We start from the raw sequence: 24,478 nt of genomic DNA on the forward strand, positions 1-24,478 counted from the left end.
ACGGTGTGCGTCACGACGTCACCTCCGGGGCCTCGGTGGGCTCCGGCAGGACCGCCGGGCCGATGCGGACGAGTTCGCCGGGGCGCGCGCCGGTGTCCGAAGTGACGCCTCCGCCCGTCGAGTTCAGCGGCAGCCAGACCACCCGGTCGGGCATCTCGGTGATCTGGAGCGGCAGCGCGGTCGACCCGGCCGGGCCGGTGACCGCGAGGAGGTCGCCGTCCGTCACGCCCGCCTCGGCCGCCGTGGCGGCGGACACGCGCGCGTGGGCGGCGTGCCGGGTGCCGGCCAGCGCCTCGTCGCCGTCCTGGAGGCGGCCCTGGTCGAGCAGCAGCCGGTGACCGGCGAGCACGGCCTCTCCGGATGCGGGCCGCGGCGGCTGGGCCCCCGTCTCGCGGGGCTGATCCGCGTACGGTCCGCCCCAGCCGCCGAGCCGGTCCAGCTCGCGGCGGAGCGTCACCAGGTCGGGCAGCCCGAGGTGGACGTCACCGGCGTCGGCCAGCATGTGCAGCACGCGCGCGTCGGTGGGTGCCAGCCTGCGCGTCATGTGGTCCGGCTTCAGTGCGGCGTCGAACATCCGCGCCCGGCCCTCCCAGTTGAGGAAGGTGCCCGGCTTCTCCGCGACCGCGGCCACCGGCAGGACGACGTCGGCCCGCTCCGTCACCTCGCTGGGCCGCAGCTCCAGCGAGACCAGGAAGCCGACCTCGCGGAGCGCCTCACGCGCGCGTGCCGGGTCGGGCAGGTCGGCCACCTCCACGCCCGCGACGAGCAGCGCGCCGAGTTCGCCGGTCGCGGCGGCCTCGACGATCTGCCCGGTGTCGCGGCCGTAGCGGTGCGGGAGTTCGGCGACGCCCCAGGCGGCCGCGACCTCTTCCCGCGCGCGCGGGTCGGTGGCCGGGCGGCCGCCGGGCAGCAGCGACGGCAGCGCGCCCACCTCGACGGCGGCCCGCTCCCCCGCCCTGCGCGGGATCCACACCAGCTGGGCGCCGGTCGCCAGGGAGGCCCGCACGGCCGCGGTGAGCCCGCCGGGCACGGCCGCGAGCCGCTCACCGACGACGATGACGGCCCCGGGCGTACGCAGCGCCTCGGCGGCCCCGGCTCCGTCGTCCGCGAGTCCCACCCCGGCGGCGAGGGCGTCCAGCCACTCCGTCTCGGTGCCGGGAGCCGCGGGCAGCAGCGTGCCGCCCGCCTTCTCCAGGCCCCGCGTGACGTGCGTGGCGAGGGAGAAGGTGCGCTGGCCGTGCTTGCGCCAGGCCTTGCGCAGCCGCAGGAAGACGCCGGGCGCCTCCTCCTCCGACTCGAGACCGGCGAGCAGGACGGCGGGCGCCTTCTCCAGCGCCGTGTACGTGACGCCGGTCCCGTCCAGGTCCAGGCCCCGTCCGGCGACCCGGGCCGCGAGGAAGTCGGCCTCCTCGCTGCTGTGCACGCGCGCGCGGAAGTCGATGTCGTTCGTGTCGAGCGCCACGCGCGCGTACTTGCTGTACGCGTAGGCGTCCTCCACGGTGAGCCGGCCGCCGGTCAGCACGCCCGCCCGGCCGCGCGCGGCGGCCAGGCCGCGGGCCGCGACCGCCAGGGCCTCGGGCCAGCTCGCGGGCTCCAGCTCACCCGAGGCGTTGCGCACCAGGGGGGTGGTGAGCCGGTCGGGCCGCTGCGCGTAACGGAAGGCGAAGCGCCCCTTGTCGCACATCCACTCCTCGTTGACCTCGGGGTCCTCCTGCGCGAGGCGGCGCATGACCTTGCCGCGCCGGTGGTCCGTGCGGCTCGCGCAGCCGCCCGCGCAGTGCTCGCACACCGACGGCGACGACACCAGGTCGAAGGGGCGGGAGCGGAAGCGGTACGCCGCCGAGGTCAACGCGCCGACCGGGCAGATCTGGATGGTGTTCCCGGAGAAGTACGACTCGAAGGGGTCTCCCTCGCCGGTGCCGACCTGCTGGAGGGCGCCGCGCTCGATCAGCTCGATCATCGGGTCGCCGGCGATCTGGTTGCTGAACCGGGTGCAGCGCGCGCACAGCACGCACCGCTCGCGGTCGAGCAGCACCTGGGTGGAGATCGGCACCGGCTTCTCGTACGTCCGCTTCTTGCCCTCGAAGCGGGTATCGGAGTCGCCGACCTGCATCGCCTGGTTCTGCAGGGGGCATTCGCCGCCCTTGTCGCACACCGGGCAGTCCAGCGGGTGGTTGATGAGCAGCAGCTCCATCACACCGCGCTGGGCCTTCTCGGCGACCGGCGAGGTCAGCTGCGACTTCACGACCATGCCGTCGGTGCAGGTGATGGTGCAGGACGCCATCGGCTTGCGCTGGCCCTCCACCTCCACGATGCACTGGCGGCAGGCGCCCGCGGGGTCGAGCAGCGGGTGGTCGCAGAACCGGGGGATCTCGATGCCGAGGAGTTCGGCGGCGCGGATCACCAGTGTTCCCTTGGGGACGCTGATCTCGATGCCGTCGATGGTCAGCGACACGAGGTCCTCGGGCGGTACGGCCGCCGCGCCGCCCCCGGAGGGAGCGCTGTTCGTGGTCACTGTCATGCGTTCACCTCCGTGTGCTGGTCGGCGCGGTCGCTCCACAGGGTCGACTTGGCCGGGTCGAAGGGGCAGCCCTTGCCGGTGATGTGCTGCTCGTACTCCTCGCGGAAGTACTTCAGCGAGGAGAAGATCGGCGAGGCGGCGCCGTCGCCGAGGGCGCAGAAGGACTTGCCGTTGATGTTGTCGGCGATGTCGTTGAGCTTGTCGAGGTCGGCCATGACGCCCTTGCCGGCCTCGATGTCGCGGAGCAACTGCACGAGCCAGTACGTCCCTTCGCGGCAGGGCGTGCACTTTCCGCAGGACTCATGGGCGTAGAACTCGGTCCAGCGGGTCACGGCCCGCACCACGCACGTCGTCTCGTCGAAGCACTGGAGCGCCTTGGTGCCGAGCATCGAACCGGCGGCGCCCACGCCCTCGTAGTCGAGGGGGACGTCGAGGTGCTCGTCGGTGAACATCGGCGTCGAAGAGCCGCCGGGCGTCCAGAACTTCAGCCGGTGTCCGGCGCGCATGCCGCCGCTCATGTCGAGCAGCTGGCGCAGTGTGATGCCGAGCGGGGCCTCGTACTGGCCGGGGTTGGTGACGTGGCCGCTCAGCGAGTAGAGCGTGAAGCCCGGGGACTTCTCGCTCCCCATCGACTTGAACCAGTCTTTTCCGCGGTGGAGGATCGCGGGAACCGACGCGATGGACTCGACGTTGTTCACGACAGTGGGGCATGCGTAGAGGCCCGCGACGGCCGGGAAGGGGGGACGCAGTCGCGGTTGGCCGCGACGGCCTTCGAGCGAGTCGAGCAGCGCGGTCTCCTCACCGCAGATGTACGCGCCCGCGCCCGCGTGCACGGTGAGTTCGAGATCGAGTCCGCTGCCCAGGATGTCCTTGCCGAGGTAGCCCGCCGCGTAGGCCTCGCGGACGGCTTCGTGCAGCCTGCGCAGCACGGGGACGACCTCGCCCCGCAGATAGATGAAGGCATGCGACGAACGGATCGCGTAGCAGGCGATCACGATCCCCTCGATGAGGGAATGCGGGTTCGCGAAGAGGAGCGGGATGTCCTTGCAGGTCCCCGGCTCCGACTCGTCGGCGTTGACGACCAGGTAGTGCGGTTTGCCGTCCCCCTGCGGGATGAACTGCCACTTCATCCCGGTGGGGAAGCCCGCGCCGCCGCGGCCGCGCAGGCCCGCGTCCTTCACGTACGCGATGAGGTCGTCGGGGGCCATGGCGAGCGCCTTGCGCAGGCCCTCGTAGCCGTCGTGGCGCCGGTAGGTCTCCAGCGTCCAGGGCTTGTCCTCGTCCCAGAAGGCCGTGAGGACGGGGGCGAGCAGCTTCTCCGGGCCGGTCTCGTTGTTGATCTCGGCGGCCAAGGTCATCACTCCCCCTCCTCGGCGGTCGGTCCGGCCGGGTTGGCCGGGTCGGATGCCGAGGTCTGCTGCGGTGCGTCGTGCGAGCTGAGGTGCTCGGCGGGGGCCTCGTCCTGCGGGCCCGCGGTGCGCGGATGGACGACGCGTCGTTGGGGCGCCTCGCCCTTGGCCAGGCGCAGTCCGATCAGTGAGGCGGGGCCCGCGCCGCCGCTCGCCTCGACGGCGCCGGGCCGCTCGTCGGGGAAGCCGGCCAGGATGCGGGCGGTCTCCTTGTACGTGCACAAGGGTGCCCCGCGGGTGGGCCGTACGGTCTTGCCGTCGCGCAGGTCGTCCACGAGCCGCTTGGCGGACTCGGGGGTCTGGTTGTCGAAGAACTCCCAGTTGACCATCACCACGGGGGCGAAGTCGCAGGCGGCGTTGCACTCGATGTGCTCAAGGGTGATCTTGCCGTCCTCGGTCGTCTCGTCGTTGCCGACGCCGAGGTGGGCCTTGAGTTCGTCGAAGATGACGTCGCCGCCCATGACCGCGCAGAGCGTGTTGGTGCAGACGCCGACCTGGTAGTCGCCGGAGGGCTTGCGCCGGTACATGGTGTAGAAGGTCGCGACGGCCGTGACCTCGGCGGTGGTCAGGCCGAGGACGTCGGCGCAGAACCGCATGCCGGTGCGGGTGACGTGCCCCTCCTCGGACTGCACCAGGTGCAGCAGGGGCAGCAGCGCGGACCGCGAGTCGGGGTAGCGGGCGATGATCTCCCGCGCGTCCGCCTCAAGGCGGGCCCGGACGTCGTCCGGGTAGGCGGGGGCGGGGAGTTGGGGCATGCCCAGGCTGACGCCCGCGGCCTTCTCGGAAGGAGTGGTGGTCACCGGTCGACGCCTCCCATCACGGGGTCGATGGACGCGACGGCGACGATGACGTCGGCGACCTGGCCGCCCTCGCACATCGCCGCCATGGCCTGGAGATTGGTGAAGGACGGGTCGCGGAAGTGGACCCGGTAGGGGCGGGTGCCGCCGTCGGAAACGACGTGCACGCCCAGTTCGCCCTTGGGGGACTCGACCGCGGTGTACGCCTGGCCGGCCGGGACCCGGAAGCCCTCGGTCACCAGCTTGAAGTGGTGGATCAGGGCCTCCATGGAGGTGCCCATGATCTTCTTGATGTGGTCGAGGGAGTTGCCGAGGCCGTCGGGGCCGAGCGCCAGCTGCGCGGGCCAGGCGATCTTCTTGTCGGCGACCATGACCGGGCCCGGCGCGAGCCGGTCCAGGCACTGCTCGACGATGCGCAGCGACTGGCGCATCTCTTCGAGGCGGATCAGGAAGCGGCCGTAGGAGTCGCAGGTGTCCGCGGTCGGGATGTCGAAGTCGTAGTTCTCGTAGCCGCAGTAGGGCTGGGACTTGCGCAGGTCGTGCGGCAGGCCGGCCGAGCGCAGGACCGGGCCGGTGGCGCCGAGCGCCATGCAGCCGGCGAGGTCGAGATAGCCGACGTCCTGCATGCGGGCCTTGAAGATGGGGTTCCCGGTGGCGAGCTTGTCGTACTCGGGAAGGTTCTTGTTCATCTTTTTCACGAACTCGCGGATCTGGTCCACCGCGCCGGGCGGCAGGTCCTGGGCGAGTCCGCCGGGCCGGATGTACGCGTGGTTCATCCGCAGGCCGGTGATCAGTTCGTAGATGTCGAGAATGAGTTCACGATCCCGGAAGCCGTAGATCATGATCGTCGTCGCGCCCAGTTCCATGCCGCCGGTGGCGATGCACACCAGGTGCGAGGAGAGGCGGTTCAGCTCCATGAGGAGCACGCGGATGACCGAGGCGCGGTCCGGGATCTGGTCCTCGATGCCGAGGAGTTTCTCGACCCCGAGGCAGTACGCCGTCTCGTTGAAGAACGGCGTCAGGTAGTCCATGCGCGTGACGAACGTCGTGCCCTGCGTCCAGGTGCGGTATTCAAGGTTCTTCTCGATGCCCGTGTGCAGATAGCCGATGCCGCAGCGCGCCTCGGAGACGGTCTCGCCCTCGATCTCCAGGATCAGGCGGAGCACACCGTGCGTGGAGGGGTGCTGGGGCCCCATGTTGACGATGATGCGCTCGTCGTCGGCCTTGGCGGCCGACTGGACGACTTCGTCCCAGTCGCCGCCGGTGACCGTGTAGACGGTCCCCTCGGTGGTCTCCCGGGCAGATGCGTGGGAAGTGCTCATCAGCTGTACGACCTCCGCTGGTCCGGAGCCGGGATCTGGGCGCCCTTGTACTCGACGGGGATGCCGCCGAGGGGATAGTCCTTGCGCTGCGGGAAGCCCTGCCAGTCGTCCGGCATCATGATCCGCGTCAGGGCCGGGTGACCGTCGAAGATCAGCCCGAAGAAGTCGTACGTCTCGCGCTCGTGCCAGTCGTTCGTCGGATAGACGGAGACGAGGGAGGGGACGTGCGGATCGGCGTCGGGGGCGCTGACCTCCAGCCGGATCAGCCGGTTGTGGGTCAGGGAGCGCAGGTGGTAGACGGCGTGCAGTTCGCGGCCCTTGTCCTCCAGGAAGTGCACTCCGGAGACGCCGGTGCACAGTTCGAAGCGCAGGGCCGGGTCGTCGCGCAGGGTCTGGGCGACGCGCACGAGGTGCTCGCGGGCGATGTGGAAGGTCAGCTCGCCGCGGTCGACGACCGTCTTCTCGATCGCGTTCTCGGGGAGCAGGCCCTGTTCCTCCAGGGCGCCCTCCAGTTCGTCCGCGACCTCGTCGAACCAGCCGCCGTAGGGGCGCGGGGTGGCGCCGGGCAGGGTGATGGTCCGCACCAGGCCGCCGTACCCGGAGGTGTCGCCGCCGTTCTCGGCGCCGAACATGCCCTTGCGTACGCGGATGACGTCGCCGGCCGCGTCGCGCGGGGCGGGGACGCCGTTGCCGTTCAGGTGCTCGCCGGTGGCGTCCGGGGTCTTGTCGTCGCCCTTGCCGTTCGGGCGCTTGTCGTGCGCGTCGCTCACCGCAGCAGCCCCTTCATCTCGATGGTGGGGAGGGCCTTGAGGGCCGCCTCCTCCGCCTCGCGGGCCGCCTCTTCCGCGTTCACGCCGAGCTTGCCGCCCTGGATCTTCTGGTGGAGCTTGAGGATCGCGTCCATCAGCATCTCGGGCCGAGGCGGACAACCGGGCAAATAGATGTCGACGGGGACAACATGGTCCACACCCTGCACAATCGCGTAATTGTTGAACATCCCGCCCGACGAGGCGCATACCCCCATCGAGATCACCCACTTGGGGTTGGGCATCTGGTCGTAGACCTGCCGCAGGACCGGCGCCATCTTCTGGCTCACCCGGCCCGCCACGATCATCAGATCCGCCTGGCGCGGCGAACCGCGGAATACCTCCATGCCGAAGCGCGCCAGGTCGTACCGCCCCGCGCCGGTCGTCATCATCTCGATGGCGCAGCAGGCGAGGCCGAACGTGGCGGGGAAGACGGACGACTTGCGCACCCAGCCCGCCGCTTGTTCGACGGTGGTCAGCAGAAAACCGCTCGGCAGTTTCTCTTCGAGTCCCATGCTCTTTGGCCCCTCAGACCTTTAGTCCCATTCCAGGCCGCCGCGCCGCCATACGTACGCGTACGCGACGAAGACGGTGAGCACGAAGAGCAGCATCTCCACGAGCCCGAAAATCCCCAGCGCGTCGAAGGTGACGGCCCAGGGGTAGAGGAAGACGATCTCGATGTCGAAGACGATGAAGAGCATCGCCGTCAGGTAGTACTTGATGGGGAATCGCCCACCCCCGGCCGGCGTCGGCGTCGGCTCGATACCGCACTCATAGGCCTCTAGCTTCGCGCGGTTGTACCGCTTTGGACCGATAAGCGCGGCCATGACCACGGAGAAGATCGCAAAGCCTGCCCCGAGGGCTCCCAGCACGAGGATGGGCGCATAGGCGTTCACGCTCCTCGCTCCTCTCAGTCGGCACTGACTGTTGGCGGTTGCGTCGGACCGAGCCCGGGCCCCACGAAGATCGCTCTCATGTGAAGCAGGTCACAAGCCCAACTGCCCCGCATCTTATGCCCGGCGGTCTGTGATCTGCGACACGGGGTGCGCCAACGGCTTTGTGATCTCCACCACCTGACGAAGGATCATGAAGTCGGATGAGCGGTGATCTTCGTACGCGAAGCACCTGAGTGATCACCAGAGGTGACATCTCGGCGCGTTACCGCTGGTGGAGGAGGTGTCGCTCTATCAAGCCCTGGCCACCGCAGGCAAATTGGCGCTGGGCGCGATCACTTGATAAAGGCGCCGCGTTCACACTTTGGCGGCAGAGATGGGGACGGAAGTGGACACGTGCACCGATTCACGAACGGAGCGCCGACCGCGTCCGGGTTCGACGCCCGCCGCCGGTCCGTCCGCGCGGCCGCCGACGCGCCCCGGCGGGTTCGAAATCCCCGCACCGGGCAGCCGAAAAGCACGGGAGATCTCAGAGAGGTCTCGGCGAGATCTCAGGGAGATCCCCGAGGGGCTCTCCCTGTGACCTGTGCCACAACAGCCCCACGCCAAATCAAGCGGGCTTGGCCAACGGTCTCAACCGGTGGTAGACCGGGGGCAATTCGGGCGTATCTCAGAAAACCCATGATCACAGGCGTGATCGGCCGTGTCCGCATTGCCCGTTACGGCGTCAATAAGGAACGACACGCCCGGGATTCAGGCGCGCGAGCGGCAACTGTGGCGCAGCACACGTTTCTTGATGGGAACCGCAAGTCCCTGGTACCGGTTGTTCCCATGTCCCACACCGCTCACATACCCAGCCACCGGAAGCCCCGTCGCAGCGCCTCCAAGATCGCCCTGCGCGCCGGAGTTGCCGGTGGCGTCCTCAGCACCCTGGCAGTGGCCGCGGCGGCCGGTACGGCGAACGCGGCCGAGCCGGTGTCCGAGACCATCGAAATGCCCACGCTCACCACCGATCTGTCCGCGCAGATCGCGCAGTCGGCGGACGCCACCCAGCAGGCCGCCGACACCTACGAGTCGCGTGCCGAGCGGGACGCCGCCGCCGCCAAGGCCGCCAAGCAGGCCCGTGCCGACCAGGCGCAGGCCGAGCAGAAGGCCGAGGCCAAGCGCAAGGCCGACGCCGCCGCGAAGAAGAAGGCCGAGCAGGAGCGCGCCTCCCGCGCCACCGAGCGCACCACGCTCTCCACCCAGACGACCTCCGGCGGCAGTTCCGCCGCCACCTCCGCCTCCGCCTCGGACTCGGTCGCCCCGGCCAGCGGCAGCGTCGGCACGGTCATCAGCTTCCTCAAGGCGCAGCTCGGTGACGCGTACGTGATGGGCGCCTCGGGTCCGAACGCGTGGGACTGCTCCAGCCTGGTGCAGGCCGCGTTCAAGCAGGCGGGCGTGGACCTTCCGCGCGTCTCGCAGGACCAGTCGGTCGCCGGCACGCCGGTCTCGCTCTCCAACGTCCAGGTGGGCGACATCCTTTACTGGGGTGGCGCGGGCTCCGCGTACCACGTGGGCGTGTACATCGGCAACGGCCAGTACCTCGACGCCGCCAACCCCAGCAAGGGCGTCGTCATCCAGGACCTGTCGGGTTACCCGGCCTCGGGAGCCGTGCGCGTCCTCTGACGGCCCCTTGGAGCCACGTACGAAGGGCCGGAACCCCACCGGGGGGTTCCGGCCCTTCGCACGCCCTCAGACGGCCGTACAGCCGTTCCAGAAGTCTACGGCTAGCCGTTCTTCGGTGTCAGCTCCGCCATCAGCGACCAGTCGTCGCCCGGGACCTGCGTGTTCACGATGCGCGGGACCTCCGCGATGGCCTCGGCCATCGTGTCCATGCCGGCCTTGAAGTGCTCCGACTCCACGTGCGCGGTGCCGGCCTCGGGCGAGGCGAACGCCTCCAGGAGGACGAACTGGTCGGGGTCCTCGACGCCGCGCGACCACTCGAAGAACAGGTTGCCCGGCTCGGCGCGGGTGGCGCGGGTGAAGTCGGCGGTCCGCTCCAGCCAGGTGTCGGCGTGCTCCGGGCGGACGGTGAACTTGACGGCGATGAAGATCATGGGCCCAGCGTCCGTCCGCCCACCGGGCCCGGCAACCGGAGCCGCCCGCTATTCCGACACTGCCGGAAAACCGTGCCGCGCGGCCCGGGTGAGGACCCGCGCCAACTCCGCGCGCCGCCCGCGGAAGCGCGCCGTGGGCAGCGAGACCGACAGGGCCCGCGTGCCGTCCCCGAGGGGTACCGCCACGCAGGTGTACGCCGGGTCCGTCTCCCCCACCGACACCGCGACGCCCGCCGCGCGCACCCGGCGCAGCTCGGCCTCGAAGCGGTCCGGGCTCGTGATGGTGTGCTCGGTCAGCCGGGGCAGGCCGTGCTCGTCGAGGTAGCGGCGCCTGGCCGGCCGGCCCAGGGAGGCGAGCAGCACCTTGCCGTGGGCGGTGGCGTGCGCGCCCTGGTCGAGGCCGACCTCGAACGGGTCGGCGGCGTCGGCCGTGACGGCCGTGGTGCTGTCGACCACCGCGATCCGTCCGCCGCGGCGCACGCTCAGATAGGCGTGGGCGCCGACGGCCCGGCGCACGCCGAGCAACAGCCCCCGGGTGCCCGCGTCGATGCCCGCGTGCCGCTGGAACGACCGGTACAGGGCGGGCACCCGCGGCCCCAGGACGTAGCCGGCACCGGTGCGGGCGACGTGCCCGCGCGCGGTCAGCGGGGCAAGCAGGTGGTAGACCGTCGAGAGCGCGCAGCCCAGTTCGCCCGCGAGCGACTTGGCGCCGACCGGCTCCGGGGAGCGGGCGATCGCCTCCAGGAGGTCGAGCGCGCGGTCCACCGAGGCCGGGCCGCCGTGCACGTCGTTCACGCCTTCGGCGCCACCTTGCTCAGTCCGTTGATGATGCGGTCCATGGCGTCGCCGCCCGTCGGGTCCGTGAGGTTCGCCAGCATCTTCAGCGTGAACTTCATCAGGACGGGGTGCGTCAGACCGCGCTGCGCGGCGATCTTCATGACCTTCGGGTTGCCGATGAGCTTCACGAAGGCGCGGCCCAGCGTGTAGTAGCCGCCGTAGGTGTCCTTGAGGATCTGCGGGTAGTTCTGGAGGGCCAGTTCGCGCTGGGCGGGGGTGGCACGCGCGTGTGCCTGCACGATGACGTCGGCGGCCAGCTGCCCGGACTCCATGGCGTACGCGATGCCCTCGCCGTTGAACGGGTTGACGAGGCCGCCCGCGTCGCCCACCAGGAGCAGCCCCTTGGTGTAGTGCGGCTGGCGGTTGAAGGCCATCGGCAGGGCGGCGCCCCGGATCGGCATCGTCATGTTGTCCGGGGTGTACCCCCAGTCCTCGGGCATCGAGGCGCACCAGGCCTTGAGGACCTCGCGCCAGTCCAGTTCGCGGAAGGCCTTGGAGGAGTTGAGGATGCCGAGGCCGACGTTCGACGTGCCGTCGCCCATGCCGAAGATCCAGCCGTAGCCGGGCAGGAGCCGGTCCGCGCCGGGCCCGCGGCGGTCCCACAGCTCCAGCCAGGACTCCAGGTAGTCGTCGTCGTGGCGGGGCGAGGTGAAGTAGGTGCGCACGGCCACGCCCATCGGGCGGTCCTCGCGGCGGTGCAGGCCCATGGCCAGCGAGATCCGCGAGGAGTTGCCGTCGGCCGCGACGACCAGCGGCGCGTGGAAGGTGACCGGGGTCTTCTCCTCGCCGAGCTTGGCGTGCACGCCGGTGACGCGGCCGGTGCGGTCGTCGATGATCGGCTCGCCGACGTTGCACCGCTCGTGGAGCCGGGCGCCGGCCTTCTGCGCCTGCCGGGCCAGCTGCTCGTCGAAGTCGTCGCGCTTTCGTACGAGGCCGTAGTCGGGGTACGAGGCCAGCTCGGGCCAGTCCAGCTGGAGCCGCATGCCTCCGCCGATGATGCGCAGGCCCTTGTTCCGCAGCCAGCCCGCCTCTTCGGAGATGTCGATGCCCATGGACACCAGCTGCTTGGTGGCGCGCGGGGTGAGCCCGTCACCGCAGACCTTCTCGCGCGGGAACGCGGTCTTCTCCAGGAGGAGGACGTCGAGCCCGGCCTTCGCCAGGTAGTACGCCGTCGTCGAACCGGCGGGCCCGGCTCCGACGACGATGACGTCCGCTGAGTGTTCGGAGAGGGGCTCGGTCACGGCGGGTTCTCCCCAAGGCTCGAAATCTGTGTGCCGACCGGCACGGGATATGGGCAGTCTATGAGGCGGTAGCGACCAGCCAGCCGAAGGGCCACACGTGACCGAGCAGACCGACACCCTGCCGACCGGACAGCTTCCCGCCGTCCGGCCTTCCGCCGCACGCCCGCCCGCCGTGCGGCTGCGGGTCCCGACCCACGAGGACGCCTTCGCCTGGCACCGGCTCTTCCGCGACCCCGAGGTCATGGAGTTCCACGGTGGCGCGCCCGCGGAGCTGTCCGTGTACGAGGAGTTGACCGCCCGGCAGCGCAGACACGACGCCGAACTGGGGTTCTGCCTGTGGACCCTGCTGGACGAGGCCGGTGAGCCCATCGGCTTCACGGGCGCCCAGCCCTGGACCCGGCCCTGGGGGCCGGTCGGGGAGATCGAGATCGGCTGGCGGCTGGGGCGCGCGGCCTGGGGCAAGGGGTACGCGACCGCCGCCGCCATCCTCACCGTCGAACGGCTGCGCGAGCGGGGGGTGCCGAGCGTGGTGGCGATGGTCGACGCCGGCAACGAACGTTCCGTCGCGGTGACCCGGCGGCTCGGCATGGAGCTGGGCGAGACCTTCACCACGCCCCCGCCGCCCGAGGGCGAGGGGGCGCGGCGCGTGGCGTACTGCTTCCGGCTCACGCTGTAGCGCGGCGGGGCGCGGCCGGGGCGGGGGTCAGTCCCCCGTGAGCCGCCAGGTCCGCAGCGCCGTCCGGTGCGTCTGGGCGCCCTCGCCCGCGGACCAGAAGTCCTCGCGCCAGGAGAGCTGGATGGCGTACTCGGTGCCGTTGTCGGCGATGTAGCTCTGGTTGAGGGCGTGGATCGTGCGGCCCACCTCGTCGGTGTACGTGTACTCCCAGAGCGCGCCGTCCCGCCCCTGGAAGGTGTTCCGCTCCAGCTGGATCCGCCGGTAGTCCGACTTGTCCGAGGCGGACTTGGTGTGGTCCTCGATGTTCGTGAAGTTCTCGTACGAGGTGTAGGGCGCGTCCACGACGACGCCGACGAGGAACTGCTCGCGCCCGGTCGGGTCCGCGTACGTGATCTGCCCCGGCCGCTCCGGGTTCACGGTCTGCCGCGTCCAGCCCGCCGGCACCGCGAAGGAGAACCCCTCGGAGTCGGTCACCCGTTCGGAGCCCGCGGGGACCTCGCCGTCCTCGCCGCCCCCGGAGGCCTCGGTGTCCGAGCTGTCGCTCGACTCCGGGCCCGGGGGTTCCTGCGAGACGGCCGGGCCGGGCTTCTGGCTCGGCTCCCCGGAGCGACTGGCGGCGGGCTTGCCGTTCTTGCCCGCGTCGCCCGCCTTGTCGTCGGCGTTGCCCTGCCAGATCAGGATCCCGGCGGTGGCGCCTCCACCGATGACGAAGGCGGCGGCGAGCGTCCCCGCCCAGACGCCGGCGCGCCCGCGGCGCTTGGGCTCGGCCGGGGCCTGCTGCGGACCGATGTGAACGGCCTGGGGGGTGTACGCGGGGTACAGGGCAGGCGGCGGGGTGTGGGTGCCGGGGGCGGGTGTGCCGGGCCCGGGGTTGCCGGGGGCCGGTGTGCCGGGGGCCGGTGTGCCGGGGGCCGGTGTGCCGGGGGCCCGCTGGGTGACGTAGGCGGCGGCTTCGGCGGGCGTGAGTTCGCGGGGGGTGGCACCGGCGGGGGTGGATTCGGCAGGCGCGGATTCGGCGGAACCGGCTCCGGACCCTGATCCGGCACCGGTGGAACCGGCCCCGGCGGAACCGGAGGATGCGGGTTCGCCGGTCGCGGCCCCGGCGGCCTCGGACGACCCGGACTCGGCCCCGGTGGGCGTGGCGCCCATGGCCGCGACCCCTACCGGCACGTCCGCGGCAACCGCGTCCCCCGTAGGGGCGATCCCCGCCGGGGCGGCGTACGGCGGTGCCCCGGGGGCGTACGCGGGCGCGGCCACAACCGTGGTCCGGCCCGTCATCCTCAGCAGGTACGGCCCGAGCAGCGCCGCCGCGAAGACCCACAGCAGGCCGAACAGCAGCACCTCGGGGACGTCGAGTCCGACCTCCACACCGCCGTTGCCGCTGAGGCCGCCGAAGCCCGAGCCGCCGGCGGCCGCCGAGCCCGACGCCTCCACGCCGATCCCGCCGGCTGCGGCGAGCAGCAGGACGAGCCCGAAGAAGAGCGCGGCGGAGAGCAGTTGCTCACCTCGGCTCGCGCAGCGCCGCGCGGCGAGGATGCCGATCGTCAGCGCGCAGACCAGGCCGAGCGCCAACGCGCCCACGATCGCCCAGTCGTTGGTGACGTCACCCAGTTCGGAGAGGCCGAAGGACTCGCTCTCGGACCCGCCGCCGTACAGCGAGCTGCTGCCCCGCACCGACGCCCGCGCACCCGCTCCCCAGCCGATGCCGAGAGCGGCGACGGCGAGGTTCGGCAGGAGGAGCAGGGCGATCAGGAGCGGTGAGACGTCGGTGTCGTCGAGGTCGGTGGCCCTGTCCAGGTCGTCGATCTGGGCCAGGCTGACGAAGGCGACGAGCGAGCAGAGCACGAGGACGACCACCAGGGCGCGCAGCGCGGTGCCCGCGGCGCGGGCGGCCAGTCGCGCGCCGGGGTGCGCGGGGAGCCCTTGCAGCACCGGGCAGGAGACGACGAGCGTGAGCACCAGTGCGCCGAGCGCGGCGAGCGCCGGGGACGACGACAGTTCGATGCCCTCGATCTCGGGCTGCGCGAAGAGCGCGAGCGCCAGGACGCCCACGGTCACCAACAGGGTCACGCGCAGGGCCGCTTCGAGGCCCGCCGTGCCCCCGCCGTGCCGTCCGTGGCCCCGCGCGGCGAGGCGGCCCCGCAGGACGCGTACGCCGATGAACAGCGCCAGGAGCCACAGCACGGTCACGGTGAGCGGGACGAAGTGCAGGGAGGCGGTGCCTTCGAACACGGACCCGGAGGAGTCCGAGCCGAGTCCGCCCGAACCGAACCCGCCACCCGAACCGAATCCGCCGCCCGAGCCGAGACCGTCGGAGCCGAGACCGTCGGAACCGAGGTCACTGGAGCCGAGGCTGCCCGAGCCGGTGCCGTCCGACCCGCCGAAGCCGGGACGCCGCTCACTGCCCGTCAGGTCGAAGCCGCCGCCCACCGATTGGAGGAGCAGCGCCAGACCGACCCGCAGCCGGGCGATGAAACCGACGACGACCTCGTCCTCTTGGCCGTACGAGGGGATGGCGATGCCGATGGCGCCGATGAGCAGCAGCGCGAGGGGCCAGAGCGCGGCCTGCGCGGCACCGGCCCAGTCGCCGCGGAACGTACGCCCGAGGAAGGCGCCGACGGGCGAGGGTCCGGCGGACGCGTGCGCGGGCGCGAGGGCGGGAGTGAGGGCGGGCGCGGGGGTGTGGGCGGGCGGAGGCGGCGACGTCGGGGCCGCGGGAACTTCGTCTTCCGGGGCCTCGGTCGAGGCGGGCGGTTCCTTCGGTGCCGTCGACTCCGGGAGGCGTTCCTTGCCGCACTTCATGCAGAAGCGGGCCTCTTCGGGGGCAGATGCCCCACAGTGCGGGCAGTACGACGCCATCAAACGCTCCGTCACAGTCCAGGAGATCACCCGCGAACGGGAAGGACCGACCCTATAAGAACCAGATAAGTTCCGGCACGGGTCGTATCAACGGACACATCTTGCCCCGTGGCCGGTTCCCCGCCGGCCCAGATGCGTGTTCTCCACTCAAGCGTTACGGAGCGCTTGTCGTTCAGGCCTGCTTGTATCCCCGGTGCAGCGCCACGACGCCGCCCGTCAGGTTGCGCCAGGCGACCTTCGACCAGCCCGCGTCGCGCAGCCGGGCGGCGAGCGCGGGCTGGTCGGGCCAGGAGCGGATCGACTCGGCGAGGTACACGTACGCGTCCGGGTTGGACGACACGGCGCGGGCGACCGGCGGCAGGGCCCGCATCAGGTACTCGGTGTAGACCGTCCTGAACGGCGCCCAGGTCGGGCTGGAGAACTCGCAGATCACGACGCGTCCACCGGGCCTCGTCACGCGGTACAGCTCGCGCAGGGCCGCGTCGGTGTCCTGGATGTTGCGCAGCCCGAAGGAGATGGTGACGGCGTCGAAGGTGTCGTCCTTGAACGGCAGCCTCGTCCCGTCGCCGGCCGTGAAGGGCATCCACGGGTGGCGTGCCTTGCCCACCCGGAGCATGCCGAGGGAGAAGTCGCAGGGCACGACGTACGCGCCGGCGCGGGCGAAGGGCTGCGAGGAGGTGGCGGTACCGGCGGCGAGGTCCAGGACCTTCTGCGCGGGGCGCGCGTCGACGGCCTTGGCGACCTCCTTGCGCCAGAGGCGGGCCTGGCCGAGGGAGAGCACGTCGTTGGTGAGGTCGTATCGCTCCGCGACGTCATCGAACATCGTGGCGACTTCGTGCGGCTGCTTGTCCAGGGTGGCTCGGGTCACCCGGCCCATTGTGTCAGGCCGGTCTTCTTTCTCCGGCGGGGGCGCCGTGGGGAGCCGAGGGGGGCTCTTGGCGGTGCGGGCGCGTTGGGGTTGCCCGCGTTTCTTGCGGGGCGCCTGTCCGTTCCCGGGTGCGGGTGCGTTGTGGTTGCTCGCGCCGTTCCTCGCGCCCCTTGGGAGGGGGTGGCTGTGCGTTCTCAGGTGCGGGACCTTTGTGGTTGCTCGCGCCGTTCCTCGCGCCCCTTGGGGCGCTGGGGGCGGGGTGGGTCAGCTGGTTCTGTGGACCAGGCGGCCGGCGAGGATCGTCGCCGCGCAGGTTGCCGCGCCTTGTTCCACCAGGGCTTGGCGGTCGGGGACGTCGAAGACGGCGAAGCGGGCGGGGGCGCCCGGCTGCAAGGGGGGCAGCAGGATGAGCGGGGTCGGAGAGAGGGCGGGTGGACCCGCGAGCTGCGGCGGGCGGGCGGCCATCGCCAGGCCCGCCCTGCGGACCGCGTCCAGGACGGGGCGGGCCCGCAGTTCGCCCGCGAGGGCCACCGTGCCGTGCGCGAGGAGCCGCTGCACCCCGCGCCGCGCGCTCGCGCCGAGCCGGGCCGGGTCCTTGCGGAACAGCGCCTTCGCCCGCTCGCCGCCGATCGGCTCGGTGCCCAGCCACCCGGCCTCGCGCGGATCGGGGTGGTAGGTGGCCTCCAGCAGCTCGGGCCCGTACGGGTTGAGCAGGCCCGGCGTGAGGATGCCGGGCCAGCGGCGGACCCGGGCCGACGGGTGCGCGGCGGCCAGCTCCTCGTACGGCCCGACGGCGGCGACGCTCGCCCCCTCGACCAGGACCGCCGACTCCGGAGTCCCCTCGGCGACGTGAAGTGTCAGCAAGACGGCCTCAGTTGGTGGCGAGGAGCTTCAGCTCGGGATGCGCCGTGCCGCCCTCGATCGCGGTGGACGAGATGTGCGAGGCGACGCGGTCGTCGACCGGGTCGTTCGCCGGGTCGTCGTGGACGACGAGGTGCTCGTAGGTGGTGGCACGCTGGGCCGGCACCCGGTCCGCCGTGCGGATCATGTCGATCATCTCGCGCAGGTTCGAGCGGTGCTTGGCCCCGGCCGAGGAGACGACGTTCTCCTCCAGCATCACCGAGCCGAGGTCGTCCGCGCCGTAGTGCAGCGTCAGCTGGCCGGCCTCCTTGCCGGTGGTCAGCCAGGAGCCCTGGATGTGCGCGACGTTGTCGAGGAAGATCCGCGCGATGGCGATCATGCGGATGTACTCGAAGATCGTCGCCTGCGTACGGCCCTTGAGGTGGTTGTTCTCGGGCTGGTACGTGTACGGGATGAAGGCCCGGAAGCCCCCGGTCCGGTCCTGTACGTCGCGGATCATCCGCAGGTGCTCGATGCGCTCGGCGTTGGTCTCGCCCGTGCCCATGAGCATCGTGGAGGTGGACTCCACGCCGAGGTTGTGGGCGATCTCCATGATCTCCAGCCAGCGCTCGCCGCTCTCCTTGAGCGGGGCGATGGCCTTGCGCGGCCGCTCCGGCAGCAGCTCGGCGCCGGCGCCCGCGAAGGAGTCGAGACCGGCGGCGTTGATCCGCTGGATGGCCTCCTCGACGGGGACCTTCGAGATGCGGGCCATGTGCTCGACCTCGGACGCGCCGAGGGAGTGGATGACCAGCTGCGGGAAGTTCTCCTTGATCGCCGCGAAGTGCTTCTCGTAGTACTCGACGCCGTAGTCGGGGTGGTGTCCGCCCTGGAACATCACCTGCGTGCCGCCCAGCTCGACGGTCTCCGCGCAGCGGCGCAGGATGTCGTCGAGGTCGCGGCTCCAGCCCTTCTTGGTGTCCTTCGGGGCGGCGTAGAAGGCGCAGAACTTGCAGGCCGTCACGCAGACGTTCGTGTAGTTGATGTTCCGCTCGATGATGTACGTCGCGATGTGCTCCGTACCGGCGTAACGGCGGCGGCGCACGGCGTCGGCGGCGGCGCCGAGCGCGTGCAGCGGGGCGTCCCGGTAGAGGGCGAGCGCCTCCTCGGGGGTGATCCGGCCACCTGCGGCGGCACGGTCGAGGACGGACTGAAGGTCGGCCTTCTCGGTCACCGGGGCGTCCCTTTCGTAAGGGTTGTGGACGGACTGCCAGCCAGCGTACGCCAGCCCCCGAGAGCCCCCGACGTCAGGCGGAGTACGCCCCGAGCAGCACTCCCACGAAGGCGCCGCCGATCAGGAAGGGGCCGAAGGGGATCGCGGTCCTGCGCCCGGCGCGGCGGGCGGCGATGAGCCCGATGCCGTACAGCGAGGCGAGGACGAACCCGGCGAAGGTCCCGAGCAGCAGCACCCCCCACCCGTACCAGCCGAGCACCGCGCCCAGCGCGAGGGCGAGCTTCACGTCGCCGAAGCCCATGCCGCCGGGGTTGACGAGGAAGAGCACGAAGTACGCGCCGGCCAGCGCGAGCGCCCCGTAGAGCGCGCCGGTCCACTCCCCCGCGTGCTCGGGCAGCAGCGCCGCGCCCCCCAGCAGCGCGAGCGCCGCCCCGGCGAGCGGCAGGGTCAGTACGTCGGGCAGCCGGTGCACCCGGAAGTCGACCACGGCGAGCAGCACGCCGATGGGCGCCAGCAGCAGCCACGCGCCCAGTTCGGGGCGGGCGCCGGTGGCGGCGGCGAGGGCCGCGCAGACGATCGCGGTGACGGCGGCGAGGGTGCTGGTGCGGGGCCCGTACCACTCCCCGTCCGCCCCGCACCTGGCGAGCCCCAGCCACCCCCCTAGGGGGTGCCCCGAGGGGCACGCACGGCGCCGGCTCTCCTCGGGCGGGACGGAGAGCCGGTAGGCGGCGCGGGGGACGAGGGCGCCGGCGAGAACGCCCCAGAGCGCGCCGCCGAGGACGGCGAGGAGAGCGGTCACGACGTTCACCTGTTCGACGCGGGGTAACGGGCGGGTGGGTGGGAGACATCCGCCGCGAAGCGGCGGTTCCATGCCCTCACCCGGCCGCGGACGCCTCACTGCGCCAGGCGGGCAACAGCTCGTCCAGCAAGGCCTCGGTGCGGGGCGGCAGCCCGCGCGCGCCGCTGCGGGCGATCAGGTCGGCCGCCACCTGCCGCAAGCGAGTGGGGTCCTCCGTCGCGGCCGTCGCCCGCAGCAGCTCGTTCCAGAGCCGCTCATCGCCCGGCGCGGAGCCGAGCGCGGCGTTCAGCGCCTCGATCGCCTTCTCCGCGCGCCCCTTCTCCAGGTGGAACTCGGACAGGGCGAGCCCGATGTCGGCGACGAGCAACGGCAGCTGCGCGTCGATGATCTCGTGCGTGAGCCACGCGTACCGCCCGCGTGGCCGGTCGGCGAGCAGTTGCCCTCGTACGAGCACCAGCGCGTCGGTGAGCATCCGCCCGCGCACGGCACGGTTGCCCGCGCCCCGGCCCTGCGTGGCCTCGTAGTACAGGGACCGCAGCACGTCCAGGTCGGAGACGACGGACTTGGCGAGCGTGAGCCGGCCGTTCCGGTCGGTCCGCAGCCGGGGCGAGCCGTCGGGGTCGGTGCCGAGCCACTCGCGCAGCCGCTCGACGAGCGCGTCGCGCACGTCCTCGGTGACGCCGCGCGGCCACAGCGCGGAGGAGAGCACCCGGGGGTGCACTCCCTCGCGGTGCAGGAGGAGCAGCGCGAGGGCCTCGTGCATCAGCGCGCTGCGGTCCCCGTCCGGGGTGTCGAGGCCGATGATCTCGTACGTACCGACGAGGCGGGCGTAGACCGCGGGCCGCCCCTGCTCGGTGACGTCGACGAGGAACGGCGGCGCGGCGCCCGCGGGACCGTCGTCGGGGCCGGTGGGGCCCCGGTCGTCGGCGCTGTCGGGGTCGGCCTCGGTGAAGAGCCGCACGACGGCACGCTGCTGGTCCTCGGGGAGCGTCTGGGCCGCCAGTTCGAGGCCGAGCAGCGGTGCCAGCAGCTTGCCCTCGCGCGTGATCTCCATCTCCCAGGCGGCGCCGGGCAGGTCACCGGAGTCCGTGCCGACGAGGTAGCCGATGCCGAGGCGGGCGGCGTCGGCGGCGAGTTCGGCGAGCTTGAGCGCGTCCTCGCCGGTCGGCTCGGCGGCGAGCAGGACGAGGTGCGGGGCCCAGCGGGTGTGCCGGGCGGGACCGGTGCGGCCGGTGAGCACGGAGTCGTGTCCGGCGGCGCCGAGCGCGCCGCGCCGCTGCCGCGTCTCGGCCTCCATGGTCTCCAGGAGGGCTTCCACGTCCTCCAGGTGCCGCAGCCGGTTGGGGGCGAGCGTCGAGAGGTCCTGGCCGAAGCCGACGAGGGTGATGGTCATGCGGTCCGACCAGCCGTTGGTGGCGAGTTCGGCGGCGACCGAGGCGAAGACGGCGGCGCGGTCGCTCGCGGCGCCGCTCAGCGAGACGATGCCGGGCACGGACTCCAGGTTCAGGAGCAGCCGCGAGTCGTCGAGGGTGCCGAGGCTGACGAGGCCGGGGTAGGGCGCGGCGGTGTCCACGTCCTCGTACCGCTCGGCGTCGGCGCGGGCCAGCACCCAGAACGTCTGGTCCTGCCCCAGCTGCCACGGCGCGGGCGGCCGGCCCGCCGGCTGGGCGAGCTGGAGGTGCAGGTCGCCGTTGGTCAGCCAGGCCGCGTAGACGGTCGGCAGCGGGCGGTTCTCCTCGGCGAGCGAGGCGGCGAGGCCACGCAGCGACAGGTCGAGCAGGCGTACGCCCTCGGGGTCGGCGCCCACGAGCAGCGCGTCCTGCACATCGGCGGCGGCGCCGGTCGGCGTCGCCGGCTGCATGCCGCGGTGCCCGCCGACGGCTCCCAGGGCCGACTGCCACAGGGCGTGGCGGCGCCGGCGGCCGAGGGCGCCGAGGAGGCCGGCGGCGAGGAGGGGGGCGCCGAGGAGGGCTTCGGGCAGGCCGAAACCGTCGAGGTGGCCGCCGTCGGGCGCGTCCGCCGCGGGTGTCTGCGGGGTGGCCGGGGTCTGCGGCGTGGCGGGCTCGGCGGGGGCGGCGGGGCGCTGTTCGGGGAGGACGATGTGCGCGGTGTCCTGGTCGACGGAGCCGCTGCCGCCTTCCCGGGCGCCGTGGCCGCTGCCCTGGCGGCCGTTGCCGCCTTGCTGGCCGCCGCTGCCCTGTTGGTCGCCACTGCCCTGGCGGCCGCCGCCCTGTCGCTGGTCGCCGGTCCGGGAGTAGTCGGAGATCTGCTCCTTGACGTCCTTGGAGATCTTCGGAGCCTCGTCGGGCATCTCGACCAGCTCGCCGCCGTGCGCGTCCGCGGGCATCTCCATGATCCAGCCGGGCCGGATGAGGCTGGCCTCGGAGAGCTTGGACCCGTCGGGCTGCTCGCGGTCCTTGTTGAGCTGGTAGATCTCCTTGTACCGGCGGCCGTCGCCGAGGTGCCGCTCGGCGATCTCCCACAGGGAGTCGTGGTGGCGTCCCTCGGGCGGCTGGATCCGGTAGAACTTCGTGTCGCCGTCCTTGGCGCCGACGCCGGCGTCCGCGTGGGCGGCCTGCTCGGCCTGCGCGGCGAGCGCGTGGGCGGCGGAAGCGGCGGTCCGCTGCTCCTGCCCGAAGAGCCCCGGCGTCTGCTGCGCGGCGGCGGACGCGGGCTTCTGGTTGCCCTCCAACGACTGCCCGAACTGCGAGAGCCCCGGCGCGAAGCTGGCGGCGGTGGCGCCCACCAGGAGCAGGGCGGCGACGAGCTGACGCGCGAGCAGCTGGCTGCCGCCGGCGCCCGGCACACGGCTCGGAATCCCCACACCGGAGAGCGCGGCCTTTATCTCCACGAGTACGCAGGCGGTGAACTGCGCCCAGGCGAACCAGACGACGACGGTCAGCACGTTGATGAACGTGCTGACGGTGATCTCCTGCTGCAACCAGCTCAGCGAGGGCGCCCCGCTCGGCAGCGGCCACCCCACGAACACCACCAGCGCGCCGGGCACGCCGACCAGGAGCACCGCCAGTGCGACGAAGGCGAGGAAGGCCTTGACGAAGTCCCCGACGGAACGCCGGCGCCCCGGCAGTGGCTGCGGCGTCCGGTTCCGCGGCGACCGCGGATCAGGCGGGCTCGTCGAGCGTGAGGTGGTGCGCGCCATGGCGGAAGTCCTGGTGTCCTGTGGAGAGGAGTGGATGGTGGTGGCAAGAGCCTACTGAGCTACTGAGGCGATGGTACGGAAGGTGCCGATGGGCAGACAGGCGTGCGGGCGGGGGCTCCGCCCGATTACCAACTCTGCGCACCAAAGGCCCGATTCGCCGGGCCGAGGCGGTGGGCCCCGCCCCTGATCACCGACGCGGTGGGGGCGGAGCCGGTTCCCCCCCCCGGCCGGCGCCGACGAAGGGGAGGCATGCACAAGGCGCACGGCCGGCCGGCCCGGTAGCGTCGGCACCGTCGCTCCCTGTCGGCGGGGAGCGGTGAGGCACCCGAGGGGGACATGACTATGGGCAAGGGCAAGAGCGACCTCGCGGTCCCGATCACCGACCTGGAGGACTACGGCCGCCGGCTGCGCTCCATCAAGGACCGCATGAACCGCACCAAGAAGATCTTCGAGTCCTACCGCGACGACATCGGCGACGGCGGCGTCTACGACTCCCTGGACGACTTCGAGTCCAACTGGGAGGACGGCCGCGAGGACATCGGCCAGCAACTGGACCAGCTCGCGTCCCTGTCCGACGCGGTCGTCCGCGAGTTCAAGAAGCTCGACGACGACTTGGCGAAGGAGGTCAACGACGCGGTGAAGGTGAACGGGAACGGAAGTGGGAAGGGCGGCGGCAAGGGGGACAAGGGCGGGACCAAGTAGCGGGGGCGGGGCAGCCGAACCGGGCCGGTTCAGGCCTCACCTGGGATCAGCGGATCCTCAAAGCTGACCATTCCCACGAGTCGGCGGAGCATCCGGCGATACGCCTCGCGCCGGCTCACGGCCGTGGTGCTCAACGTGAAGACCGCCAGCCGCTTGCCGTCCGGATGCGGAAGATGGGCGTGCACTTGCAACAGCGCCTGTCGAACGAGTCCGTTCCCCGCTGCCGGGGCACGGAGGGTCTCGCTGAGGGTGACGGGTCCGCAGGGCAGGTCTTCCAGGTACTCGATGCGGGTGTGCGGCGGCGCCTGGGATGTGACGGCGCGGGCAGCGGTGACGGCGGGCGGCGCGGTGGCGATGGCTCGCCAGGAGAGAACGAGCAGAGAAAGCAGCGTCTGCCCGTCACTGCCCTCCTCCACGTCATCTCGGTGCAGGCCCAGGGAGCAGTGGACGGTTCCGACCTCCCGCAGGACCTCCAATAAACGGTGCCCTTCGGAGAGTTGCCCGAGGAGTAGCTGGCGGCACATGTCATCGGGCGCGGAGTCGAGAAGCACCGCCAGCTCGGCACGGTCGCCGGGAGGCGGGGAGCCTTCTGGGGGCGACAGTGCATCCAGCGGCAGACCGATGAACCCGGGCGGTTCTGCGAACCAGATGTCGGCGTGCGGGTTCTTGGCGGAGTCGTGGAGGACGAAGGTGTGGGCGTTCACGGGTCCTGTCCGGTAGGGAGTCGTTTACGTGCGCATCTCGGAGGCGGTGTCAGAGATCCGGGCTCCAGCCCTTCGGGCGCGTTCGAGATCAGCCGAACCGGCACTCCACCTCTGTTGGGGCATGGCCTTACCCAGAGCCGGAGGTTGGTAGAGGAAGTGCAGCCGCCGCGGACCGTTTCCCGCACGTCGAGAGACTGCGGCAACCCCCAAGAACCGGGGGTCCCCGGCAAACCAGAGAGGTTCCAGTCGAGCCTTCAGTTCGGGCGCGGTGCGCGGCCCTCCGATATGCCTCAACCACCAGTGCGAACGTAGATGACTGATAAATACGAGCGGCACCGGTTCAGCGTGATCGGCCGGGTTGGGAAGTTCCACCCAGGGCCCGTCGTCCTGTGCCTCTGGATGGTTGCCCGCGCCGCGGGGCACATCGGTGAGCATCTGCCATGGGTAAGTACGCAAAATACGCAGCATACAAAAGGCAGCCGAGAAATAACGCAGCTGAACGGTGGCCCGGTAGAAGCCATAGAGGAAGTACGGCATGAAGACCACTGCCACCCAGTTGGGCTGGTAAGTCGCAACACCGAGGAGTGCTAGCCAGCCGCCGGCCCAGCCGAGCAAACCGACCACATTCATGGCCATGTGGCAGCGCCAGGCGCGGCGTGTCGGGGGATGCTCCCAGGCAGTTTCATACTCTGAGGCGTTCACGAAGGCCCTTCT

21 protein-coding genes are annotated in these 24,478 nt (G+C 71.7%); 3 read left to right on the plus strand and 18 right to left on the minus strand.

Annotation, left to right across the window (positions count from 1 at the left end; all coding sequences use genetic code 11):
* Positions 1-10 precede the first annotated feature (10 nt).
* The 7 genes from ACZ5GP_RS25875 to ACZ5GP_RS25905 all read right to left on the minus strand — a co-directional run bounded on the left by ACZ5GP_RS25875 (position 11) and on the right by ACZ5GP_RS25905 (position 7,751).
* Complete coding sequence (locus ACZ5GP_RS25875; protein WP_468753067.1) at positions 11-2,521, minus strand: NADH-quinone oxidoreductase subunit G; 2,511 nt, start codon at positions 2,519-2,521, stop codon at positions 11-13.
* On the minus strand, positions 2,518-3,879 hold the full coding sequence (gene nuoF / locus ACZ5GP_RS25880) for an NADH-quinone oxidoreductase subunit NuoF (protein ID WP_468753068.1): 1,362 nt from the start codon (positions 3,877-3,879) through the stop codon (positions 2,518-2,520). The genes ACZ5GP_RS25875 and nuoF overlap by 4 nt, the downstream gene beginning before the upstream one ends.
* Positions 3,879-4,730 carry an NADH-quinone oxidoreductase subunit NuoE gene (nuoE, locus tag ACZ5GP_RS25885; RefSeq protein WP_468753069.1) on the minus strand — a complete coding sequence of 284 codons (852 nt, stop codon included), beginning with the start codon at positions 4,728-4,730 and terminating at the stop codon, positions 3,879-3,881. Before nuoE ends, nuoF begins: the two co-directional genes overlap by 1 nt.
* On the minus strand, positions 4,727-6,049 hold the full coding sequence (locus ACZ5GP_RS25890; protein ID WP_468753070.1) for an NADH-quinone oxidoreductase subunit D: 1,323 nt from the start codon (positions 6,047-6,049) through the stop codon (positions 4,727-4,729). Before ACZ5GP_RS25890 ends, nuoE begins: the two co-directional genes overlap by 4 nt.
* Complete coding sequence (locus ACZ5GP_RS25895; protein ID WP_468753174.1) at positions 6,049-6,747, minus strand: NADH-quinone oxidoreductase subunit C; 699 nt, start codon at positions 6,745-6,747, stop codon at positions 6,049-6,051. The genes ACZ5GP_RS25890 and ACZ5GP_RS25895 overlap by 1 nt, the downstream gene beginning before the upstream one ends.
* Positions 6,748-6,815: 68 nt before the next feature.
* The gene (locus tag ACZ5GP_RS25900; protein WP_127911059.1) at positions 6,816-7,370 is read right to left on the minus strand and encodes a NuoB/complex I 20 kDa subunit family protein; all 555 of its coding nucleotides are present in this window, start codon (positions 7,368-7,370) and stop codon (positions 6,816-6,818) included.
* Between the two features lie 21 nt (positions 7,371-7,391).
* Entirely contained in the window at positions 7,392-7,751 is a 360-nt protein-coding gene (locus ACZ5GP_RS25905; RefSeq protein WP_358577239.1) for an NADH-quinone oxidoreductase subunit A, read from the minus strand.
* Between the two features lie 828 nt (positions 7,752-8,579).
* Between ACZ5GP_RS25905 and ACZ5GP_RS25910 the strand changes: the two genes are divergently transcribed.
* Positions 8,580-9,416 (plus strand): C40 family peptidase, encoded by an 837-nt coding sequence (locus ACZ5GP_RS25910; protein ID WP_468753071.1) that lies wholly within the window; start codon positions 8,580-8,582, stop codon positions 9,414-9,416.
* A 101-nt stretch (positions 9,417-9,517) separates the two neighbouring features.
* Here the strand turns inward: ACZ5GP_RS25910 and ACZ5GP_RS25915 are convergent, their stop codons facing one another.
* Genes ACZ5GP_RS25915 through ACZ5GP_RS25925 form a run of 3 tightly spaced genes read right to left on the minus strand, consistent with a single transcriptional unit; the run spans position 9,518 to position 11,925 of the window.
* Positions 9,518-9,847, minus strand: a complete 330-nt coding sequence (locus ACZ5GP_RS25915; RefSeq protein WP_468753072.1) for a putative quinol monooxygenase — start codon at positions 9,845-9,847, stop codon at positions 9,518-9,520.
* Positions 9,848-9,895: 48 nt separating this feature from the next.
* Positions 9,896-10,642, minus strand: a complete 747-nt coding sequence (locus ACZ5GP_RS25920) for an IclR family transcriptional regulator (protein ID WP_468753073.1) — start codon at positions 10,640-10,642, stop codon at positions 9,896-9,898.
* Positions 10,639-11,925, minus strand: a complete 1,287-nt coding sequence (locus ACZ5GP_RS25925) for a geranylgeranyl reductase family protein (protein WP_468753074.1) — start codon at positions 11,923-11,925, stop codon at positions 10,639-10,641. Before ACZ5GP_RS25925 ends, ACZ5GP_RS25920 begins: the two co-directional genes overlap by 4 nt.
* Before the next feature lie 118 nt (positions 11,926-12,043).
* Between ACZ5GP_RS25925 and ACZ5GP_RS25930 the strand changes: the two genes are divergently transcribed.
* Positions 12,044-12,601 (plus strand): GNAT family N-acetyltransferase, encoded by a 558-nt coding sequence (locus ACZ5GP_RS25930; RefSeq protein WP_468753175.1) that lies wholly within the window; start codon positions 12,044-12,046, stop codon positions 12,599-12,601.
* A 27-nt stretch (positions 12,602-12,628) separates the two neighbouring features.
* Here ACZ5GP_RS25930 and ACZ5GP_RS25935 read toward each other — a convergent pair whose 3' ends face one another.
* The 6 genes from ACZ5GP_RS25935 to ACZ5GP_RS25960 form a co-directional block, all read right to left on the minus strand.
* A complete protein-coding gene (locus tag ACZ5GP_RS25935; protein ID WP_468753075.1) occupies positions 12,629-15,490 on the minus strand; it encodes a zinc-ribbon domain-containing protein in 2,862 nt (953 codons plus the stop codon).
* A gap of 142 nt (positions 15,491-15,632) precedes the next feature.
* Positions 15,633-16,328 (minus strand): demethylmenaquinone methyltransferase, encoded by a 696-nt coding sequence (locus ACZ5GP_RS25940; protein WP_358577226.1) that lies wholly within the window; start codon positions 16,326-16,328, stop codon positions 15,633-15,635.
* Positions 16,329-16,592: 264 nt separating this feature from the next.
* Positions 16,593-17,192: an imidazolonepropionase-like domain-containing protein gene (locus ACZ5GP_RS25945; protein ID WP_468753076.1), complete on the minus strand. Its 600-nt coding sequence runs from the start codon at positions 17,190-17,192 to the stop codon at positions 16,593-16,595.
* A gap of 7 nt (positions 17,193-17,199) precedes the next feature.
* Positions 17,200-18,399: a cyclic dehypoxanthinyl futalosine synthase gene (mqnC, locus tag ACZ5GP_RS25950; protein WP_358577221.1), complete on the minus strand. Its 1,200-nt coding sequence runs from the start codon at positions 18,397-18,399 to the stop codon at positions 17,200-17,202.
* A gap of 73 nt (positions 18,400-18,472) precedes the next feature.
* Entirely contained in the window at positions 18,473-19,198 is a 726-nt protein-coding gene (locus ACZ5GP_RS25955) for a prepilin peptidase (RefSeq protein WP_468753077.1), read from the minus strand.
* A gap of 76 nt (positions 19,199-19,274) precedes the next feature.
* Complete coding sequence (locus ACZ5GP_RS25960) at positions 19,275-22,358, minus strand: BTAD domain-containing putative transcriptional regulator (protein ID WP_468753078.1); 3,084 nt, start codon at positions 22,356-22,358, stop codon at positions 19,275-19,277.
* A gap of 342 nt (positions 22,359-22,700) precedes the next feature.
* Here ACZ5GP_RS25960 and ACZ5GP_RS25965 point away from each other — a divergent pair, with 342 nt between their 5' ends.
* Entirely contained in the window at positions 22,701-23,060 is a 360-nt protein-coding gene (locus tag ACZ5GP_RS25965) for a hypothetical protein (protein ID WP_468753176.1), read from the plus strand.
* Between the two features lie 29 nt (positions 23,061-23,089).
* On the opposite strand, the gene ACZ5GP_RS25970 is transcribed toward ACZ5GP_RS25965, so the two are convergent.
* Both ACZ5GP_RS25970 and ACZ5GP_RS25975 read right to left on the minus strand, forming a co-directional pair.
* Positions 23,090-23,764, minus strand: a complete 675-nt coding sequence (locus ACZ5GP_RS25970) for a hypothetical protein (RefSeq protein WP_468753079.1) — start codon at positions 23,762-23,764, stop codon at positions 23,090-23,092.
* A 24-nt stretch (positions 23,765-23,788) separates the two neighbouring features.
* Entirely contained in the window at positions 23,789-24,466 is a 678-nt protein-coding gene (locus tag ACZ5GP_RS25975) for a hypothetical protein (protein ID WP_468753080.1), read from the minus strand.
* Positions 24,467-24,478 lie beyond the last annotated feature (12 nt).

The organism is Streptomyces sp. NPDC031466, from assembly GCF_055581265.1.